Origin of the sequence: Marinobacter sp. BSs20148 (genome assembly GCF_000283275.1) — a bacterium.
In the GTDB taxonomy this organism is placed as follows: domain Bacteria; phylum Pseudomonadota; class Gammaproteobacteria; order Pseudomonadales; family Oleiphilaceae; genus Marinobacter; species Marinobacter psychrophilus.
Genome location: NC_018268.1, coordinates 3,373,172 through 3,391,365 on the forward strand (window position 1 = coordinate 3,373,172; position 18,194 = coordinate 3,391,365).

Annotated in this window: 19 protein-coding genes and 1 tRNA gene; 10 read left to right on the plus strand and 10 right to left on the minus strand. The window is 53.4% G+C overall.

The window, feature by feature from the left end:
* Positions 1-42 precede the first annotated feature (42 nt).
* Positions 43-549: a protein-export chaperone SecB gene (gene secB / locus MRBBS_RS15420; protein ID WP_014872499.1), complete on the minus strand. Its 507-nt coding sequence runs from the start codon at positions 547-549 to the stop codon at positions 43-45.
* 86 nt (positions 550-635) lie between these two features.
* Positions 636-1,052: a rhodanese-like domain-containing protein gene (locus MRBBS_RS15425; protein ID WP_014872500.1), complete on the minus strand. Its 417-nt coding sequence runs from the start codon at positions 1,050-1,052 to the stop codon at positions 636-638.
* Between the two features lie 151 nt (positions 1,053-1,203).
* On the opposite strand from MRBBS_RS15425, the gene gpmI reads away from it, so the two are divergent.
* The 4 genes from gpmI to MRBBS_RS15445 all read left to right on the plus strand — a co-directional run bounded on the left by gpmI (position 1,204) and on the right by MRBBS_RS15445 (position 6,336).
* Entirely contained in the window at positions 1,204-2,751 is a 1,548-nt protein-coding gene (gene gpmI, locus MRBBS_RS15430; protein WP_014872501.1) for a 2,3-bisphosphoglycerate-independent phosphoglycerate mutase, read from the plus strand.
* Between the two features lie 20 nt (positions 2,752-2,771).
* On the plus strand, positions 2,772-3,959 hold the full coding sequence (locus MRBBS_RS15435) for a murein hydrolase activator EnvC family protein (RefSeq protein WP_014872502.1): 1,188 nt from the start codon (positions 2,772-2,774) through the stop codon (positions 3,957-3,959).
* Positions 3,960-4,037: 78 nt separating this feature from the next.
* Positions 4,038-5,426: a S41 family peptidase gene (locus MRBBS_RS15440; RefSeq protein ID WP_014872503.1), complete on the plus strand. Its 1,389-nt coding sequence runs from the start codon at positions 4,038-4,040 to the stop codon at positions 5,424-5,426.
* A 64-nt stretch (positions 5,427-5,490) separates the two neighbouring features.
* Entirely contained in the window at positions 5,491-6,336 is an 846-nt protein-coding gene (locus tag MRBBS_RS15445; RefSeq protein ID WP_014872504.1) for a divergent polysaccharide deacetylase family protein, read from the plus strand.
* A gap of 12 nt (positions 6,337-6,348) precedes the next feature.
* Here MRBBS_RS15445 and hisF read toward each other — a convergent pair whose 3' ends face one another.
* The 5 genes from hisF to MRBBS_RS15470 form a co-directional block, all read right to left on the minus strand.
* Positions 6,349-7,122, minus strand: a complete 774-nt coding sequence (gene hisF / locus MRBBS_RS15450) for an imidazole glycerol phosphate synthase subunit HisF (protein WP_014872505.1) — start codon at positions 7,120-7,122, stop codon at positions 6,349-6,351.
* 87 nt (positions 7,123-7,209) lie between these two features.
* Positions 7,210-7,947, minus strand: coding sequence for a 1-(5-phosphoribosyl)-5-[(5-phosphoribosylamino)methylideneamino]imidazole-4-carboxamide isomerase (hisA, locus tag MRBBS_RS15455; RefSeq protein ID WP_014872506.1), 738 nt, complete (start codon positions 7,945-7,947; stop codon positions 7,210-7,212).
* A gap of 148 nt (positions 7,948-8,095) precedes the next feature.
* On the minus strand, positions 8,096-8,734 hold the full coding sequence (gene hisH, locus MRBBS_RS15460; protein WP_014872507.1) for an imidazole glycerol phosphate synthase subunit HisH: 639 nt from the start codon (positions 8,732-8,734) through the stop codon (positions 8,096-8,098).
* A gap of 45 nt (positions 8,735-8,779) precedes the next feature.
* Positions 8,780-9,373, minus strand: coding sequence for an imidazoleglycerol-phosphate dehydratase HisB (gene hisB, locus MRBBS_RS15465; protein WP_014872508.1), 594 nt, complete (start codon positions 9,371-9,373; stop codon positions 8,780-8,782).
* Between the two features lie 138 nt (positions 9,374-9,511).
* Positions 9,512-9,976 carry an SRPBCC family protein gene (locus MRBBS_RS15470; protein WP_014872509.1) on the minus strand — a complete coding sequence of 155 codons (465 nt, stop codon included), beginning with the start codon at positions 9,974-9,976 and terminating at the stop codon, positions 9,512-9,514.
* 187 nt (positions 9,977-10,163) lie between these two features.
* Here MRBBS_RS15470 and MRBBS_RS15475 point away from each other — a divergent pair, with 187 nt between their 5' ends.
* From MRBBS_RS15475 to MRBBS_RS15495, 5 genes are all read left to right on the plus strand, one after another.
* Positions 10,164-12,338, plus strand: coding sequence for an AsmA family protein (locus MRBBS_RS15475; protein WP_014872510.1), 2,175 nt, complete (start codon positions 10,164-10,166; stop codon positions 12,336-12,338).
* Positions 12,338-13,399 (plus strand): A/G-specific adenine glycosylase, encoded by a 1,062-nt coding sequence (mutY, locus tag MRBBS_RS15480; RefSeq protein WP_014872511.1) that lies wholly within the window; start codon positions 12,338-12,340, stop codon positions 13,397-13,399. Before MRBBS_RS15475 ends, mutY begins: the two co-directional genes overlap by 1 nt.
* 81 nt (positions 13,400-13,480) lie before the next feature.
* Positions 13,481-13,753 carry an oxidative damage protection protein gene (locus tag MRBBS_RS15485; protein WP_014872512.1) on the plus strand — a complete coding sequence of 91 codons (273 nt, stop codon included), beginning with the start codon at positions 13,481-13,483 and terminating at the stop codon, positions 13,751-13,753.
* Between the two features lie 118 nt (positions 13,754-13,871).
* A tRNA-Phe gene (locus MRBBS_RS15490) sits at positions 13,872-13,947 on the plus strand.
* 230 nt (positions 13,948-14,177) lie between these two features.
* Entirely contained in the window at positions 14,178-14,444 is a 267-nt protein-coding gene (locus MRBBS_RS15495; protein ID WP_227497531.1) for a hypothetical protein, read from the plus strand.
* A 302-nt stretch (positions 14,445-14,746) separates the two neighbouring features.
* On the opposite strand, the gene MRBBS_RS15500 is transcribed toward MRBBS_RS15495, so the two are convergent.
* Together MRBBS_RS15500 and MRBBS_RS15505 are read right to left on the minus strand one after the other, a co-directional pair.
* The gene (locus MRBBS_RS15500) at positions 14,747-15,610 is read right to left on the minus strand and encodes a class I SAM-dependent methyltransferase (protein ID WP_014872514.1); all 864 of its coding nucleotides are present in this window, start codon (positions 15,608-15,610) and stop codon (positions 14,747-14,749) included.
* Between the two features lie 70 nt (positions 15,611-15,680).
* Complete coding sequence (locus tag MRBBS_RS15505; protein ID WP_014872515.1) at positions 15,681-16,043, minus strand: DsrE family protein; 363 nt, start codon at positions 16,041-16,043, stop codon at positions 15,681-15,683.
* Positions 16,044-16,513: 470 nt separating this feature from the next.
* Between MRBBS_RS15505 and MRBBS_RS19185 the strand changes: the two genes are divergently transcribed.
* On the plus strand, positions 16,514-16,879 hold the full coding sequence (locus MRBBS_RS19185; protein ID WP_083847068.1) for a transposase: 366 nt from the start codon (positions 16,514-16,516) through the stop codon (positions 16,877-16,879).
* A gap of 697 nt (positions 16,880-17,576) precedes the next feature.
* On the opposite strand, the gene MRBBS_RS15515 is transcribed toward MRBBS_RS19185, so the two are convergent.
* A complete protein-coding gene (locus MRBBS_RS15515) occupies positions 17,577-18,023 on the minus strand; it encodes a MarR family winged helix-turn-helix transcriptional regulator (protein ID WP_083847070.1) in 447 nt (148 codons plus the stop codon).
* Between the last annotated feature and the right edge of the window lie 171 nt (positions 18,024-18,194).

Genomic DNA, 18,194 nt, shown 5'->3' on the forward strand with positions numbered 1-18,194 from the left:
AAAACCCGGCTCTCAAGCTGGGTTTTTTGCTCGTTCAGAAAGTCAGTGAGTTTTGGCTTCACTGGTGGTTTCTGCAGCCGTCACTTCTTCTTGCTTGCGCTGAAGTGCCTGGGCATAAATCGCGTCGAAGTTAACCGGCGCCAGCATCAGTGCCGGAAAGCTACCACGGCCTACCAAATTATCAATGGCTTCGCGGGCGTAAGGGAACAGGATAGTCGGGCAGTAGGCACCCAACATGTGGTCCAATTGCTGAGGTTCCACGCCGTTTACCAGAAAAACGCCGGCCTGTTGGATTTCAACAATGTAGGCCACTTTCTCTTCAATTTTTGCCGTTACCGTGAGTGACAGCACAACTTCGTACTGATTATCGCTGACTTTGCTATGCCCTGTGTTCAGATCAAGATTGACCTGCGGCTTCCACTGATCCTGAAACACCGTCGGGGCATTGGGGGATTCGAAAGAAAGATCTTTTACATAAATGCGCTGCATGGCGAACTGTGGTTGATTCTTGTTTTCATTGCCTGCTGCAGCTTGCGAATTCTCAGCCATGTTCAGTCCTCTATTATCAATCTGGGCTTGATTGCCCCGTGGATTAAGCGACGTTATGCGGCGCTAGGCGGCAACACGACCCTTCGTTATTTCTTTACCAGCGGCAAATTGCTGGCTCTCCAGTCAGCAATTCCGCCGCTCAGGCGGACCACATTGGCAAAACCGTCAGTATTAAGCTGTTTGACCGCCGTAGCAGAATGCTGCCCCATCTTGTCGACTACAATCAGCTGCTTTTCTTTGTGCTTGGACAGCTCACTGCTGCGGCTTTTCAAAGCGCTCAATGGAATATTCATCGAGCCCGTGATGCGCCCTTCGTTAAATTCTTTGCGATCACGGATATCCACCACCACCGCTTCGTCCCGGTTAATGAGGCTTACAGCGCCCTGGGCGGAAATTTTGGCACCACCGCGGCGGGTTTCCAGGGCCAGCAGCGCCAGAAGTAAGGCAACGAATACCGACACCAGAATGTAATGGTTAACAACAAATTCAAACAAGCGATCCATGAAAACACCCTGCAAAATAATTTGGCAAGATTATACACACCCGCAGCCCTGCGCAGAAGGTAACCGGCGTGGCATGGGCAAATGAAAGCGGTTAGAATCTTGAATCCCACTCATATCGACAACAACATACTGCCATTAACCGGAGCACGTCATGACAGCGATTCGCACGCCAACAGCACTCATTATTCTTGACGGCTGGGGCCACCGCGACCCGGCCGAAGACAACGCTATCAGCAACGCCAATACACCGTTCTGGGATAGTTTGTGGCAAAACAACCCGAAAACGCTGATTAACACCTCCGGAATGTTTGTAGGCTTGCCCAGCGGACAAATGGGCAATTCCGAAGTAGGTCACATGAATCTTGGCGCCGGTCGCGTTGTGTACCAGAATCTGACCCGCATCGACAAAGACCTGAAAGACGGTGGTTTCCAGAAAAACCCGGCCCTGTGCAAAGCTATAGATGCCGCTGTAAGCCAGGGTAAAGCCGTTCACCTGATTGGCCTGCTGTCGCCAGGCGGCGTTCACAGCCATGAAAGCCACATTCTTGCCGCCGCAGAATTGGCTGCAGCACGCGGCGCTAAAGCCGTTTACCTGCACGCCATCCTAGATGGCCGCGACATGCCCCCGCGCAGCGCCAAAGCGTCGCTGGAAAAGGCCGCGGTCAGCCTTGCCGCACTTGGCGTTGCCCGCATTGCAAGCGTTACCGGGCGCTACTTTGCCATGGACCGCGACAACCGCTGGGACCGCGTAGAATCTGCTTACAACGTCATGACACTGGGTCAAGCTGAATACGCTTGCGAAAGCGCGGCAACCGCTCTGGAGCAGGCTTACGAACGCGATGAAAATGATGAATTTGTAAAACCAACCCGCATTCAGGCCGAAGGTGATACCTCCGCCACTATTAACGATGGCGACGCCGTGTTGTTTATGAACTTCCGCGCAGACCGCGCCCGCGAACTGACGCGCACCTTTGTTGACGCCAATTTTGACAGTTTCAAACGCAAAAAAGTGCCCCAGTTGGCCGACTTTGTAATGCTGACGGAATACGCCGCCGATATTAAAGCGAGCTGCGCCTATCCGTCGGCGCAGCTGGTGAATGGCCTGGGCGAATATCTGGCCAACGCGGGCAAAACCCAGCTGAGGATTTCAGAAACCGAAAAATACGCCCACGTTACCTTCTTTTTCAACGGCGGCCGCGAAGAGCCATTTACCGGAGAAGACCGTATTCTGGTGCCGTCCCCAGACGTTGCGACCTATGACATGAAGCCGGAGATGAGCGCCCCGGAGGTGACAGACAAACTGGTTGAAGCCATTAAAAGCGGCAAATACGACTTGATCATCTGCAACTATGCCAACGGCGACATGGTGGGCCACACGGGCAAGCTGGACGCTGCCATCAAAGCGGCCGAATGCCTGGACGCCTGCGTAAAGCGTGTTGTAGAAGCGCTTGCAGAAGTGGATGGCGAAGGCCTGATAACCGCTGACCACGGCAACTGCGAGCAGATGCAAGACCCGGTATCCGGCCAGGTACACACCGCCCACACCATTGGCCCTGTGCCTCTGGTATACACCGGCCCAAAACAGATAACGTTGAACGACGGTGGCGCCCTGAGCGATGTGGCGCCTACGCTGCTAACGCTGATGGGCGTGGCTCAACCCACCGAAATGACAGGCCACAGCCTGGCTGAGATCGGTTGACTGTTAACGGACAGGTTGCCATGTTACGCGCGCTACTGGTGCTACCCTTGTTACTGGTGCTTGCCTTTGCCGGCGCAGCCCCGGTAGCCGCGCAAACAGCGGCTGCAAAGCAGGCAACTTCTCAACAGGTAACTCCGGCTCAGATTGAAAAGCTGAAAAAGCAGATTGGCGCCATTAATCAGTGGCTAACCAAAGCGGAAAAAGACCGTTCGCAACTGCAACAACAGCTGACCGGTCTGGAGCGCAGCATCAGCGACCTGACCCGAGAAGCCCGCAACCTAAAGCAGCAAGCCGCCAGCCAGAAAACACAGCTGACAGAATTGGAAACCCGGCAACGGCAGTTGACCGTCGTCCTCAACGACCAGCGCGAACAGCTCAAGAAGCTGCTGCGCCAGGCCTGGATGGAAGGCGACGCCAGCGCCCTGAAAGTGCTGTTCAACGAAACCGACCCCAACAATATTGCCCGCACCCTCACCTATTACGAATACCTGGGCAATCACACAGTCGGCCAAGTACAGGCTTTTCAGGACAGCCTGGCAGAGCTGAACCAAACCCGCACGCAAATGCAGAATACTCGCGCCAGACTGGCCACCACCGAGGCCGATGTAGAGCAACGCCAGCAAGAACTAACGCAAACCCGCAAGCAGCGCGAACAGACTCTGGCAAGCCTGAACGCAGACATCGACCAGCGTCGCAGTGAGCGCGACGGACTGGCTGCCGATCAAAAGCGCCTGGAGGCCTTGCTGAAGGAAGTGCAACAGGCCATCACCAGCATACCTGCGCCAAATCCTAACCAGCCATTTGCGACACTGCGCGAAAGAATGCCCTGGCCCGCTGCTGGAACGGTCGTCAGCAGCTTTGGCGAAACCTATGCCGACGGCAAACTACGCCGCAACGGCTTGCTAATGCACACCGACACAAACGCCGAAGTGCGGGCTATTCATTACGGCCGTGTTGTATTCGCCAATTGGCTGCGTGGCTTTGGACTGCTAACCATTATTGACCACGGCGATGGTTATATGACCCTATACGGCCATGCCAGCAGTCTTTACACCACAACCGGAGACTGGGTGGATGCCGGCGAGGCCATTGCTCAGGCAGGCCAGACCGGCGGCACCGACAAAACCGCGCTGTATTTTGAAATACGCCACAACGGCAAACCCGATAATCCGTCACGCTGGCTGGCCGGGCAACCCGGCAAGAGCTGACAAACGCCAGCGCTCCCGCCATACTGTGGCGGATTAGCGAAAACCTGCCAACCAGCGGAATAAATACAGGATAAGTGAATGAAACTTGCCCAACGCACCCGTCATGCTTTACCGATTCAGGCCCTCGTCATGGCCTCCTGTTTTGCCGCTTCCGGTTGGGCTTTCGCGCAGCAGACGCCGATCAGCACAATAGCCGATGCTCACGGGAGCATCGACATGCCTGCCGAGCGCGAGCTGCTGCCGCTGGACGACCTGCGTAAATTTACCGCTGTGTTCAGTCGCATCAAAGACGCTTACGTGGAGGAAGTGACAGACAGCCAGCTGCTTGAAAGCGCCATAAAAGGCATGCTGTCAGAGCTCGACCCGCATTCCACTTACCTGGCTCCAAAAGATTACGAAGATCTGGAAGAAAGCACCAGCGGTGCCTTCGGTGGTTTGGGCATCGAAGTGGGCATGGAAAACGGCTTTGTTAAGGTTATTACCCCCATAGATGATACCCCTGCGCAAAAGGCCGGCGTGCGGTCTGGCGACGTCATCATAAAACTGGGTGAGCAACCGGTAAAAGGCATGTCGTTGCAAGACGCGGTAGAGCTGATGCGCGGCGAACCCGGCAGCATTCTGCAACTGACGATTATCCGCGACGGCGAAACAGGGCCGCTGGTCATTCCGGTAGAGCGTGCCATCATCAAGGTCACCAGCGTGAAATCCCGTATGCTGGATGACGGTTACGGCTATGTCCGCATCACCCAATTCCAGGCCGAAACCGGCAGCCAGTTCCGCGACGCCCTGACGGCCCTGAAAAAAGACGCCGGTGGTGCGCTTAAAGGTGTCGTTCTGGACGTACGCAACAACCCGGGCGGCGTACTACAGGCCGCAGTAGACACTGTTGACGCTGTGCTCAACGAAGGCTTGGTGGTCTATACCGAAGGCCGCATTCAGAGCTCACGTATGCGCTTCAGCGCCACAGAAGGCGACATATTGGCAGACACGCCCATGGTAGTTCTGATTAACGGCGGTTCCGCGTCTGCATCCGAAATCGTCGCTGGCGCCTTGCAGGACCATCACCGCGCCGTGGTAATGGGCACCCAGTCATTTGGCAAAGGCAGCGTGCAAACCGTAATTCCGCTGGATGAAACCCACGCCATAAAAATGACCACAGCCCGCTACTACACCCCAGACGGCCGCTCCATTCAGGCCACCGGCATAAAACCGGATATCGAAGTAAAACCGGCAGAGCTGAAAGAACTGGAGAGCCCGCCGATGTTTACTGAAGCTGATTTGAGCGGTCATCTGGAAGGCAAGAACGAAGTCGAAAACCGTAAAAACGAAGCCCAGAATGTACGCGATAGCGCCAAGGAATCCGCTGAAGCGGTTCTGGATCGTGACTACCAGCTGCGCTCAGCACTGAACCTGCTGAAGGGGCTGAACATCATCAGCCGCGCCGGCACGTCCAGCACTCAGCAATAAGTTGCTTTGCGTGAGGCACTTGCCAAGGGGCGCTTTCCATGGGGCACGCCCCAAGAAACACTTTGTGACACCGCGGCGATCGGATACTCCGATTCGCATATTGCTGACCATGCTTCTGGGCATGGTCAGCAATATAGCGCTGGCCGGGCCACCACCCACTATCGCCATCATCATTGATGACATGGGCCACGATCGGCTGGAAGGGAAGCGCTTGGCGCGTCTGGAACAGCCCATCACCCTGTCGTTTCTGCCTTACCGCCGCCATACCGTAGAGCTGGCCAAACTGTCACACAGCCTGAATAAGGAAATTATGCTGCACGCGCCCATGGCCAATACCCAGCATTTCGGCTTGGGGCCAGGCGGCTTGTCTGAAAACATGAATCAAGCCCAACTTACCCGCACATTGCGGCGGTCTTTGCAGTCGGTGCCTCACGTTCAGGGTGTCAATAACCACATGGGCAGCTTGCTAACGCAGCGACTGCAACCCATGGACTGGGTGATGACAGAACTGGACCAGTACCCGCTGTACTTCGTTGATAGCCGCACCATCGCAAGCTCGATAGCCGGTGATGTAGCCCGTGCCCACGGCATCCCCAGCTTGACCCGCGATGTGTTTCTGGACCACGAACAAACCGAAGAATTTGTTGACCGGCAATTCAAACTGTTGATTCAACGTGCGCGGCAACAGGGCACGGCCATCGCCATCGGCCACCCCCACAAGATCACCGTAGATTATCTGGAAAAGCACCTACCCCTGCTGGATGAGCAAGGCATTGCAATAGCAACTGTCAGCGGCATTTGGGCCATTCGCAATGACAACAGAACCATGTTTGCAAACGAAAAAAAGCAGGCCATAGTGCCTGCTTACGCGAGAAAACCGGAATCGAACAACAGCGCTGCCCAATTGTAATTGCTTGGCAGGCTAATCCCGCACTTCAATCCCCTGAGCTTTCATAAATGCTTTTGCCTCTGGAATGGTGTGCTCTCCGAAGTGGAATATCGACGCCGCCAGAACCGCATCTGCGCCACCAATGGTTACGCCATCGGCCAGATGCTGTAACTCGCCGACCCCACCAGACGCAATCACCGGTACCGTTACCGCATCACTGATGGCGCGGGTAAGGCCCAGATCAAAGCCGATTTTGGTGCCGTCGCGGTCCATACTGGTTAGGAGCAATTCGCCCGCACCCAGCGCTACCATTCTCTGCGCCCATTCCACCGCATCCAAACCTGTTGGCTTGCGGCCACCGTGGGTGAAAATCTCCCACTTGGGCTCTTCGCCCTCGGCACTCACCCGCTTAGCATCAATCGCCACCACAATGCACTGACTGCCAAAACGCTCGGCCGCGGTTCTTACAAATTCAGGATCAAACACCGCCGCGGTATTGATGGCCACCTTATCGGCACCGGCATTCAGCAGTTTGCGAATGTCTTCCACCGTGCGCACACCACCGCCGACGGTCAAGGGAATAAACACTTCTGAGGCCATTCGCTCTACCGTTTCATAGGTGGTGTCACGGCTTTCGTGGCTGGCGGTAATATCCAGAAAGGTAATTTCATCGGCACCCTGCTCGTTGTAACGGCGGGCCACTTCCACCGGGTCGCCAGCGTCGCGGATATCGACAAAATTCACGCCTTTCACTACCCGGCCCTTGTCTACATCCAGACAGGGAATAATGCGCTTGGCCAGTGCCATGGGAATGCTCCGTACAGTCAAAGTCTTGAAGGTGATGAATCAGAAGGTCAGGCGTTCAGGCGTTCAGGCGTTCAGGCGTTCAGGCGTTCAGGCGTTCAGGCTGTCACAATAAGCCTGCGCTTCGGCTACATCCAGAGTGCCTTCATAAATCGCACGGCCGGTGATAGCGCCCAGGATACCCTGATTCGCAACAGCGCCCAGGCGTTTTAAGTCGTCCATATTGGTCACGCCGCCAGAAGCGATCACCGGTATACCGCAAGCCTTGGCCAGCGCTGCGGTGGTTTCTACGTTCACGCCCTGCATCATGCCGTCGCGGGCAATGTCGGTGTACACAATAGAGTCTACGCCGTCGTTCGCAAAACGCTGGGCCAGATCGGTTGCCATAACCTCAGATACTTCGGCCCAGCCATCGGTGGCCACGCGGCCGTCTTTGGCGTCCAGGCCCACAATAATATGGCCGCGGAAACGTTTGCACATTTCGGTCACAAATTCGGGTTCTTTCACCGCTTTGGTGCCAATAATCACCCACTGCACACCGGCCTGCAGGTAGCTTTCAATAATCTCTGCGGAGCGTATACCACCCCCAATCTGAATCGGTAAATCAGGATACTTGCGCGCGATAGCCTTCACAATTTCACCGTTAACCGGCTCACCGGCAAACGCACCGTTCAAATCCACTAGGTGAAGGCGCCGCGCGCCAGCCTCTACCCAGCGGGTTGCCATATCAACCGGATCGCCGCCGAACACAGTGGAATCGTCCATCCGGCCCTGGCGCAAGCGTACACATTTACCGTCTTTCAGATCGATAGCGGGGATAATCAGCATAGCGTTTTTTTGTCCTGATTTTCAGTAATGACGTCGTTGTTGTGCCGTAGTTCGGTGTTGCGGTCTTTGCCCCGAACTCTCGTTCATGAACACGCCGTGAAGGAGGCTACGGGGCAAAGCCAAACTGAATTGGGCGTTTCCAGCCTAACTAACTTCCGTTCCAGCTCACAAAGTTCTTCAACAGCTGCAGGCCTGCATCAGCACTCTTTTCTGGGTGGAACTGCACCGCAAAAATATTGCCTTTGGCGACCGCCGCCGCAAGGTCAACACCGTAACGGGTGCGGCCGGCGATGTCGGCGTTACCTTCGGCTTCGGCGTAATAACTGTGCACAAAATAAAAGCGCTCATCATCAGCGATTTTATGCCACATGGGGTGATCTTGTACCTGTTGCACCTGGTTCCAGCCCATGTGCGGCACTTTTAGTCGTTTGCCGTTTTCGGTCAGCTTATGGCCGAAAAAGCGAACGTGGGCGGGGAATACGTCAATGCAGTCAACTCCGCCGTTCTCTTCGCTGTCGGACATCAGCGCCTGCATGCCTACGCACACACCCAGCAGTGGGCGATCACGGGATACTTCTTTCACCAGTTCATCCACGCCCAGCCGACGAATTTCCGCCATGCAATCGCGAATTGCGCCAACCCCTGGAAATATCACCCGGTCGGCGCTGCGAATAAGGTCGGCGTTGTCGGTCACCAGCACCCGGGTATCCGGGGCTACGTGTTCTACGGCTTTGCTCACGGAATGCAGGTTGCCCATGCCGTAATCAATGATGGCAACGGTTTTCATAAATTCATCAGTCCAACAGTTGGAAACAGTTGCGGGCGCCTCGGATCAGAGCGTGCCTTTGGTGGAAGGCATAATACCAGCCATGCGGTCGTCCAGTTCAATGGCCATGCGCAAAGCGCGGCCAAATGCTTTAAACACCGTTTCAATTTGGTGGTGGGTATTTTTGCCCTTCAGGTTGTCAATATGCAGGGTAATCAGCGCATGGTTCACAAAGCCCTGGAAAAACTCGGCGAACAGGTCAACGTCAAAGCCACCAACGGTTGCCCGGATGAAAGGAACATCCATATGCAGGCCGGGGCGACCGGACAGGTCCAGCACTACCCGAGACAAAGCTTCGTCCAGCGGTACGTAGGCGTGGCCGTAGCGGCGGATGCCTTTTTTGTCGCCCACAGCTTTAGCGAACGCCTGGCCCATGGTGATGCCCACATCTTCTACGGTGTGGTGATCGTCAATATGCAAGTCGCCATCACACACGACATCTAGGTCCACCATGCCGTGACGGGCAATCTGATCCATCATGTGGTCCAGAAACGGCACGCCGGTCTGGAAGTTGGTTTTACCGGTGCCATCAAGATTTACTTCAACACTGATCTGGGTTTCAAGGGTATTGCGTTCTACCCGAGCCTTGCGTTCGGCCATGTGAACTCCGTAACTGACTGTTTAAAATAGATTTTAAAAGTTTCCGGCATCATCAACGCCAATTAATAATTAGTTTGAGTATACCGCTTATTCGTACCGGAGTCCTGCCGGTGGATTCATCGCAACCATTGCCCTGCGCTATGCAAACACTTTCTTCAGATTGCGCATGTACTGGTCTACCAGCGAGTTGAACTCGTGCTTGATGACCGGACTAATGGCCAGCTTAAGCAGGCTGGGCAGTGGCAGCGTCAATTTTGCATTGGTCTTGAACTTCAGAGTGGACATCGTATCGCCCTTGGCGGTTATAACCCAAGACCCGCTCACTACGCCATTGCCTTGGCCCGCAACAGGCTCCCAGCGAATGGTGCCGGCATCGCGGTCAGACACATAATGGCAGGCGTATGCCGTTTGGATCGAGTACTTGTCGACACCTACCTTCTCCATTTCCCAGAGGTAGCTATTATCGCCCAAGTCAGTCAACTTATGCACTTTCGGAAAGTGACCGACCGACCGGGGCACATCCGCCAGCAGGTCAAACACCTCATCGTAACTGCCGTCAATTTCCAGTTCGCGGCTGAGCTCTATTGATACGTTTATCGCCATTGCCAACTCCTTGTTGTGATTATTAGAGACTCTTTTTGTCGTTATTAAAGATTACAATCGTCAAAGAAATACGACGGTATTTTGGCCTAACACCACGGCATTGTCATACACTCACGCTGTAAATTTGCCAATCCTGCGTTATCCTTCGAATCATCGCACATTGATCTAAACGAACAGGACGCATCCAATGAAAGCACTACGTTACCTGCTCATTACTATTGTGGCACTGATTTTACTGGCCATGGCGGCAATAGCCATCGCCATGCTGGTGATCGATCCCAATACTTACAAGCCGCAAATTGAGCAGGCCGTAGAAAAGCAAACCAATCTCGACATAATTCTAGACGGCGACATCAGCTGGTCGTTCATTCCCATCGGCCTGGAGCTGAATAACGTTGAAGCCAAACTTGACGGCGAACGCTTTATTGCGCTCGAACGCTTGGTCGCAGAAATCGATTTCTGGTCATTGTTAGCCATGTCGCCCCAAGTGAACAACTTTGTGCTGGACGGGCTGGATGCACGTCTGAGCGTTAACAAAAAAGGCGAGGCTAACTGGGCCCGCATAGTACCGGAGAAAGACGCGCAGCAAGCTGCCTCCAGCGAGCCGGCTCCGGACGCGACTGCTTCAGAAACAGCGAGTGAGAGCTCGTCAGAACCACTGATTTTCAACGTCAGCAACGTCGAAATCGCCAATGCCCGGGTGCACTACACCGACGCCACCACCGGTCAGGAAATTACTCTGGAAGATTTCACTCTAGGTGCCAGCGACATCACTCTGGGTTCCGAGTTTCCATTAGACATCAGCTTCCGGGTAGAAACCACCGAGCCGCAAATGAGCGTAGAAGGCAGCATTGCAGCCCGCCTGTTGGCCAACCAAGCCTTAGATGCATTTAGCGCATCGGGCCTGGACGCAAGCTTCGACATAAAAGGCGATGCATTCGCCGGTAAAACCGTCACCGCTAAAATCAGCGGATCACTGGCCGCCAACCTGGCTAACGAAACCGCGAATCTCAAAGATATCAGCTTCAGCTTTGCCAACCTAAGCGCCAACACCAATCTGACTGTAGAAGGCTTTGGCGACAAGCCAAAATTGGCCGGTAACATCGCCATCAACGAATTTTCTCTGAAAAAACTGCTGGAGCATCTGGGCCAACCCGCTATTGAAACCAGTGACGGCAACGTGCTCACCGCCCTGGCCTTCAGTACTAACATTGGCGGAGCAGCTGGCAAGCCAGAGCTAACCAATTTAGCCCTGAAACTGGATGACACCACGTTCGATGGTTCAGGCAGTTATAACTTGGCCAGCTCCGCTCTTGTTTTTCGCTTGACCGGTGACGCACTGAACGCCGATCGCTACCTGCCGCCACCATCGGACACCCCGGCGACTGAAAGCAGCACTGGCTCTAATTCTGGCACTGGTACTGCGTCAGCCCAGGCAGGCCCGGACTCGCAATTGCTGCCTCTGGACAATCTGCGCACGCTGTTATTAGACATAGATTTGGGGTTGAACAAGCTAACCGTCAGTAATCTCCAGATCAATGAGATAAAAGCCAGCGCCCTGGCCAAAAACGGCGTGCTGGAAATCGACGAATTCAGCGGCAAACTCTACTACGGCAGCTTTAATACCACTGCCAACATCGATGCCCGCTCTAACACTCCGAAATGGAGCATAAACACCAACGTGGCAGACGTACAAACACTGCCGCTACTGAATGACCTGGCGGAAGTAGACATGCTCTCTGGCGGAGCAAACCTCAAAATAAACGCCAAATCCACCGGCAACACCATGGCCGCTTTGCGCGGTAACGCCGATGGCAAAATTACCTTTAACCTGGCAGAAGGCGAGTTCCGCCGCATGAACTTGACCCGCCTGGCATGTCAGGGCATTGCGTTGGTCAATCAGGAAACCCTGGGTACGACCGACTGGGGCACCGCCACACCGTTTAATGACATGCGCGGTACCCTAGATATTAACGGTAACACGCTGAACAACACCGAACTGCTGGCATCGCTTGCCGGCATGCAGCTGGAAGGCCAGGGCAACGTGGACATGCAGCAAACCCTTGTGGACTACGAACTCGGCCTGCGTATTGTGGGTGAAATCCACCGTGACCCAGCCTGCAGGGTAACCGACATTGTACGGAACGTGGTTATACCCCTGGAGTGCCGCGGCGACCTGAGCGATGACCCAGCAGGGCTTTGCTCCTTCGACGGTTCGCGCTTCCGCGACAGCCTGCAAGACATCGCCAAAAATGCAGCCAAGGCCAAAGCAGAAGACAAAATAAAAGAGAAACTGCAGGAAAAACTGGGTGAAGCCGCCGGTGACAAAGTAAAAGACGCGCTCAAAGGGTTCTTTAACTGATGACTGATAGCTTTGCCCCAGCCCTGTTGAACTGGTTTGATGAACACGGCAGGCACAATCTGCCGTGGCACCACAACCGCACCGCATACCGGGTGTGGGTGTCGGAAATTATGCTGCAACAAACCCAGGTAGCCACGGTTATACCTTACTACCACGCGTTTATGCATCGCTTTCCAGACGTTCACTCACTGGCGTTAGCACCAACAGACGACGTGCTCAGCCACTGGTCCGGCCTGGGTTATTACGCCCGCGCCCGCAACCTGCAAAAAGCCGCGCGAGCCGTGGTGGAGGAACACAACGGCGAATTCCCCCGCGACCAGCAGCAATTGGAAGCCCTGAGCGGCATCGGCCGTTCAACCGCCGCCGCCATTCTGGCGCAATCCTACGATATAAAAGCCGCCATACTAGACGGCAACGTCAAGCGGGTACTGGCGCGCTATCACGCTATAACAGGCTGGCCAGGACAAACTGCTGTATTACAGAAACTTTGGCAATTCGCCGAACAGCATACGCCTAACGACCATATTCGCGATTATACCCAAGCCATTATGGACCTGGGCGCCCTGGTATGTACCCGTAGCCGCCCAAGCTGCGAACGCTGCCCGGTGCAGCAAGGCTGCCTGGCCTACGCCAACAATGAAACCGCACTTTACCCCGGCTCGAAACCGAAAAAAACCAAGCCCGAAAAAACCACCTGGATGCTGATACTGGAAGACAGCGAAGGCCGCATACTGCTTCAGCGCCGGCCACCCAGTGGCATCTGGGGCGGCCTATGGAGCCTGCCAGAGCTTGACCCAGCATTGGGCGAAGACGAACTACAGCAGGCCTGCGAACAACAGCTAGGCCTAAGCTGTGGTGATCCACAACGCATCAGCGGTTTTCGTCACACCTTTAGCCATTACCACCTGCATATACAGCCAGCGCGAATGAGCGCCGAACCCAAGAACCGCGTTGCCGACGACAATCACCGCTGGCTGCACCGTGATCAAGCATTAAGCCTGGGCTTGCCAGCACCCATACGCACACTGCTGACAGACCCCGAACAGACCACGCTGCTGTAGCAACCCGGCAACCTTATTGCTGATACAATGCGTGAAATCTGAGTTGCCTCTTCACATCCCAAAATACCCACAGGAGCCCCCATGAGCCGTAACATTTTCTGCCGCAAGCACCAGAAAGAAATGGAAGGTCTGAACAACCCGCCCATGCCCGGCGCTCGCGGCCAAGACATCTACGACAACATCTCCAAAGCCGCCTGGGACGAATGGCAAAGCCAGCAAACCATGCTGATTAATGAAAAACACTTGAGCCTGATGGACCCGAGCACCCGCAAATACTTACAGGCGCAGATGGCACACTTCTTTAACAACCAACCCTTCGACAAAGCCGAAGGCTACGTACCACCTGAGAAGTAACCCCTAAACACGGTCTAACGGGCAGCACTGAAAACTTTAACAAATTTTGAAAGCCCTCTTGACTCAGTGCAGCCAAACCGGTTTAATAGCGCCCCGTTGCAGAGCAGTATTGCAGCATGCCCGGATAGCTCAGTCGGTAGAGCAGAGGATTGAAAATCCTCGTGTCGGTGGTTCGATTCCGCCTCCGGGCACCATTAGATTCAACGAATTAGCCCGCTTAATTGCGGGCTTTTTCGTTTCTAAAGCACCCCATGGGGGACTAGCGGGGGAGCAAGCCACAAAAAGCCACAGCACCCGCGCCCCAAATCGCACTCCAAAACCTGCCCCACATAACCTGTCCGTGGCTCAACTAGTCCGGGAGGAAGGCACTTCCGATGTGACGTTTTATGCTTGGCTTAAACAAGCCAAGGCCGCAGGTGCTGCTATGCCCGGAGATCAGAAGCTGACCGATAATTGGTCGGCAGAAGCCAGGCTGGCGGTTGTTATCGAAACGGCTGCCTTGTCAGAGATTGAGCTCAGTGAGTACTGCCGCCGCAAGGGGCTCTACCCCCAACAAGTGAAGACGTGGAAGTCTGCCTTTCTGACCTGCCAGCAAAGCGCCAAGGTCCAAAGCCAGGCAGATCGCGCACAGACCAAGGCCGGCAGGAATCGCGCTCAATGTAAGCCAAAACGAACACACCTGTTAGCCTGAGCCTACACGCTTGTAAGCCACGGCTGACACACGAAAGGGAGGGGGGTATAAAAACGTACCAGAAATTCGGCTCCCGAACGTCGGGGGGAACCATATTTTTACGCCCACAAAATTCAGGTTTTGACGCGCCAGCCGCCAGCCCTGAATGAGCCAACCAGGAGGGGGTAGGTAAATCGTCATTGGCTAAGCTGACAAAGACCGGTTGGGTAGCCTTCTTTAATTCATCCATGGATCGGAGCTACCAGAAAACAAACTCACTCATGGTGATATGTCTGTTTTCTGGTGTGACTTAAAAGGCAAGCCTACCTTGGATTGTAAGCCGTTATGAACCAAGCGCTGGAGGGTGCCCAGATGGTGCCATCTTCGCGAGCAAATTGGCCGATTACATCCTGCAGTGCTTCTACAACTCTACTCTTTAGCCGTTCGCCATCGGCTTCTGCAAGACGTATGATTTCTCCTGTAGGTCCTATTTCGAGGGCAAATTGTATTGCCTCCTCAATATTTCGACCAATACATATATCTGAATCAAATCGTTCAAACTGAATACACTCAAACCCAACGGACTGAAGCATGTCACTCACCATATCTGGTCCCGCCATCGAAAAGGGGCCAGGTCCACAATGGACCGCTTCGGTATCATCGTGAGAAATAACTGGAACGATTTCTCGCACACAAAGTTCAGCCGCGTGAAGCCAAGGGTTATCTTCTCTTTTGCGCCATACAACCTGGGTGAACTTACCGCCTGGCACCAAGGATTGACGTATATTCTTCATGGCAAGCCCGGGTAGGTTAAAAAACATTGTTCCAAAGCGAGCAAAAGCTTCATCATAAGGCCCGCCGAGGTCATCAGCTTCGACGTCGGCGATCATAAAATCCGCGTTTTTTACGCCTTCTTCAACCGACGATTTGTTGCATTCACGAATAAAGTTGCTGGCACAGTCAACTCCTGTCGCTCTACCCCCCGCACCGAGTGCTTTAGCAATGTTGATAGTGCAGTCACCAAAACCGCAGCCCACATCAAGGACTCTGGCCCCTTCTGGATATGACGTACGTTTCAGGGCTTCTTCGCTAATGGAGGCATAGCCCTCAACAAACAGGTATTTAAAACGGGTGAATTTGTCAAATAACACAGTGTTCCAAGCCTCTATAACAATTTCATTACTCATGAGGTCTCCCTGATGTGTCGATACTAGTTATATGATGTGTTCAGCTGGACATGGTCCAGCAAGACAATGGCTACGCCAACAATTGCGCTCCGCTGGCTAGAAAAGCCATGGTTCTAGGTGCCCCCGCGATCTCTACTCCAGGTATAAGGTCTTCAACAGTGATGCCTTTTGCCTTAGCGCAAGCGGGACAGAGCCATATATTCCCTCCATTGCTAAGAAAATTTGAAATAAGGTGCTTTAAGGGCTCATAACCTTCCGCAACAAGATCATCGCAAAATCCTAGCTTGCACAAGTTACTGGCATCAGAAGAGATAAAAACGGCAGTTTCACTGGTTTTTGATGCGGTCACGGCCAGTATGAAAGAGATGGTGGCGCGCTCAATGTTGTTATTGCCATCTTGGCAATTGATTAAGATTTTTTGTTTAATACTCATATGTATTATCCATATTTTAATGCTGAAGATTCTTATAATAAAACGTCATTTTTAATAAAATCATTAATACCTTACCCTCTACTAACTGAATTTACAAAAAATAGAGATTGAATAGAGTCTAGGTGAAATAAAACGTTATTTTTCATAAAATTAAAATAAATCTTGCTGCATATTTATATCTATTTTAAATCCTTGAGGGAGTCAAAATCGGCGAGTTCTCGTCTATTACTCAACTGTTTTCACAAAATTCAAAACAAGCGCCTCTCGCTGTTGTGCAAACCATCTTTTATCTGGCTCAGGAGAGCTCCCTGTCACCAGCCAGTTGCCGCCTCTACCTCCATGGCATTCGGTTACTGTATTTGCAGGTGCTGCACTGGGTGCACTTCGATGTGTTTCCCTCATATCAGCCTAGTTGTCCAGTTGTCGATTTTGCCTAAATTCATATCAGATTGGGCGGTGTGAGAGCAGTCATGCCACGTTATTCCGAGGAACGTAAAGCGGCCGTGTTGAAGAAGTTGTTGCCTCCGCAGAACCGCAGTGTGGTGCAGGTGGCGGCAGAGGAAGGCATATCGGATGTGACTCTGTATAGTTGGTTAAAACAGTGTCGACAACAAGGATTGCCTGTGCCGGGTTATCGTAATGCAGGAGACGATGGGTCTCCTGATGCCAAGTTGGCCGTCGTGATCGAAACGGCGTCTATGTCTGAAGCGGAACTGAGCGCGTATTGCCGCCAGAAAGGTCTTTATTCCGAGCAGGTGCAGCGCCTGCCTTCACGGTACTGGTCTTCAAGAAGAGCAAGAGAAAGCCGCTCAGAAACAGCAGCGCGATGCCCGTAAAACCATCAAAAAGCTGAATGCGGAAGCTCGCCGTAAGAACCGGATCCTGGCGGAAACGACTTCTTTTTTGGTGCTGTCAAAAAAGCTCGAAGCCTTGTACGGCGAGGACCTAGACAGCGAGGAAAACTGACACCGCTGACCGAACGTACAAGGCTTTTAAGTGACTATGACGAAGCTGTCGCCAGTAGCGCAGCCCGGTACAAGGAAACCGATTTGATGGAGCTGAGCCAGCGCACGTTGAAGCGCTAATGGCTCTGTGAAGAAGGATCAACGTCCGCAAGCGGAGCGCGTTGTGCAGCCACACCAGCTCACTCACGCTGAAGAAGCGGCCATCCTGGACACCTGCAATGAACGGGAGTATCAGAGCTTGCCACCGTCCCAGATCGTGCCTCGACTGGCTGACAAAGGACTTTACCTGGCGTCTGAGGCCTCGTTCTACCAGTCGCCGGCGCCGTATCCCTCAACCCTGGAAAATTGCAGGAAATTGAGCGCAATAAACAGGCTGCTTAAGTGCAGCTATTTGGACAACTGGGTTGCAAATAACCGTAATCCTCAACCCGGAAACGCTGGAAAGCCCGCAAGAAGAACGGGAAAGAAAGGCTGCTTAGACGTATAGCGTACGCGACAACTCCCTTTACAAACACCGACTTTGTAAAGCGATAAAATTCAACCCTAAGGTTCATGTCGGAAATGATCTTTATCGTGGGGGAAGTTGAGTGACTAGCACTTCAAGTTCACTACGCAACCTCATGAAACGCTTGTTCCCAAGCATTTCAGCAATCTGATTTTCGGCTTCCTTCGCCTGATCGTTAATAATTTTTTCTAGCCGCTGCCCTCGTGCGGTTAGTCGAACAATACGAGCGCGCCGGTCAGCGGGGTCGATCTTACGGACCAAGTACCCGCTTTGTTCAAGGTGGCGAAGCAAATCGTTAATGGACTGCTTTTTGATTTGTAGTTGGTCGGCGAGTTCAGTAGGGCGCTGTCCATCAAGTGTGGGATACCGGAAAAGCCCAACATGGGCCGGATTCAGATCGTCGTATCCGGCTGCAACTACGCCGGCAAAGATTTGCTCGCGTACCCATTGCCAGATTACGCGGAGCATCGCGCCTATGTATGGGCTGTTGTGTGATGAGATATTTGACATGATAGTAAGGGTACCATACTATTATAGTAAGTTAAACTTACTATAATTGATGATCTAATCAGGTCCTCCGCAATAGGGGTAGTATCATGAGTGTAGCAGTCGTAAATTCTCTCTCGAGTGACCTGGCAACTGCATGGTGGTTTCTGGATACTCTCGTCATTGAACACCCGT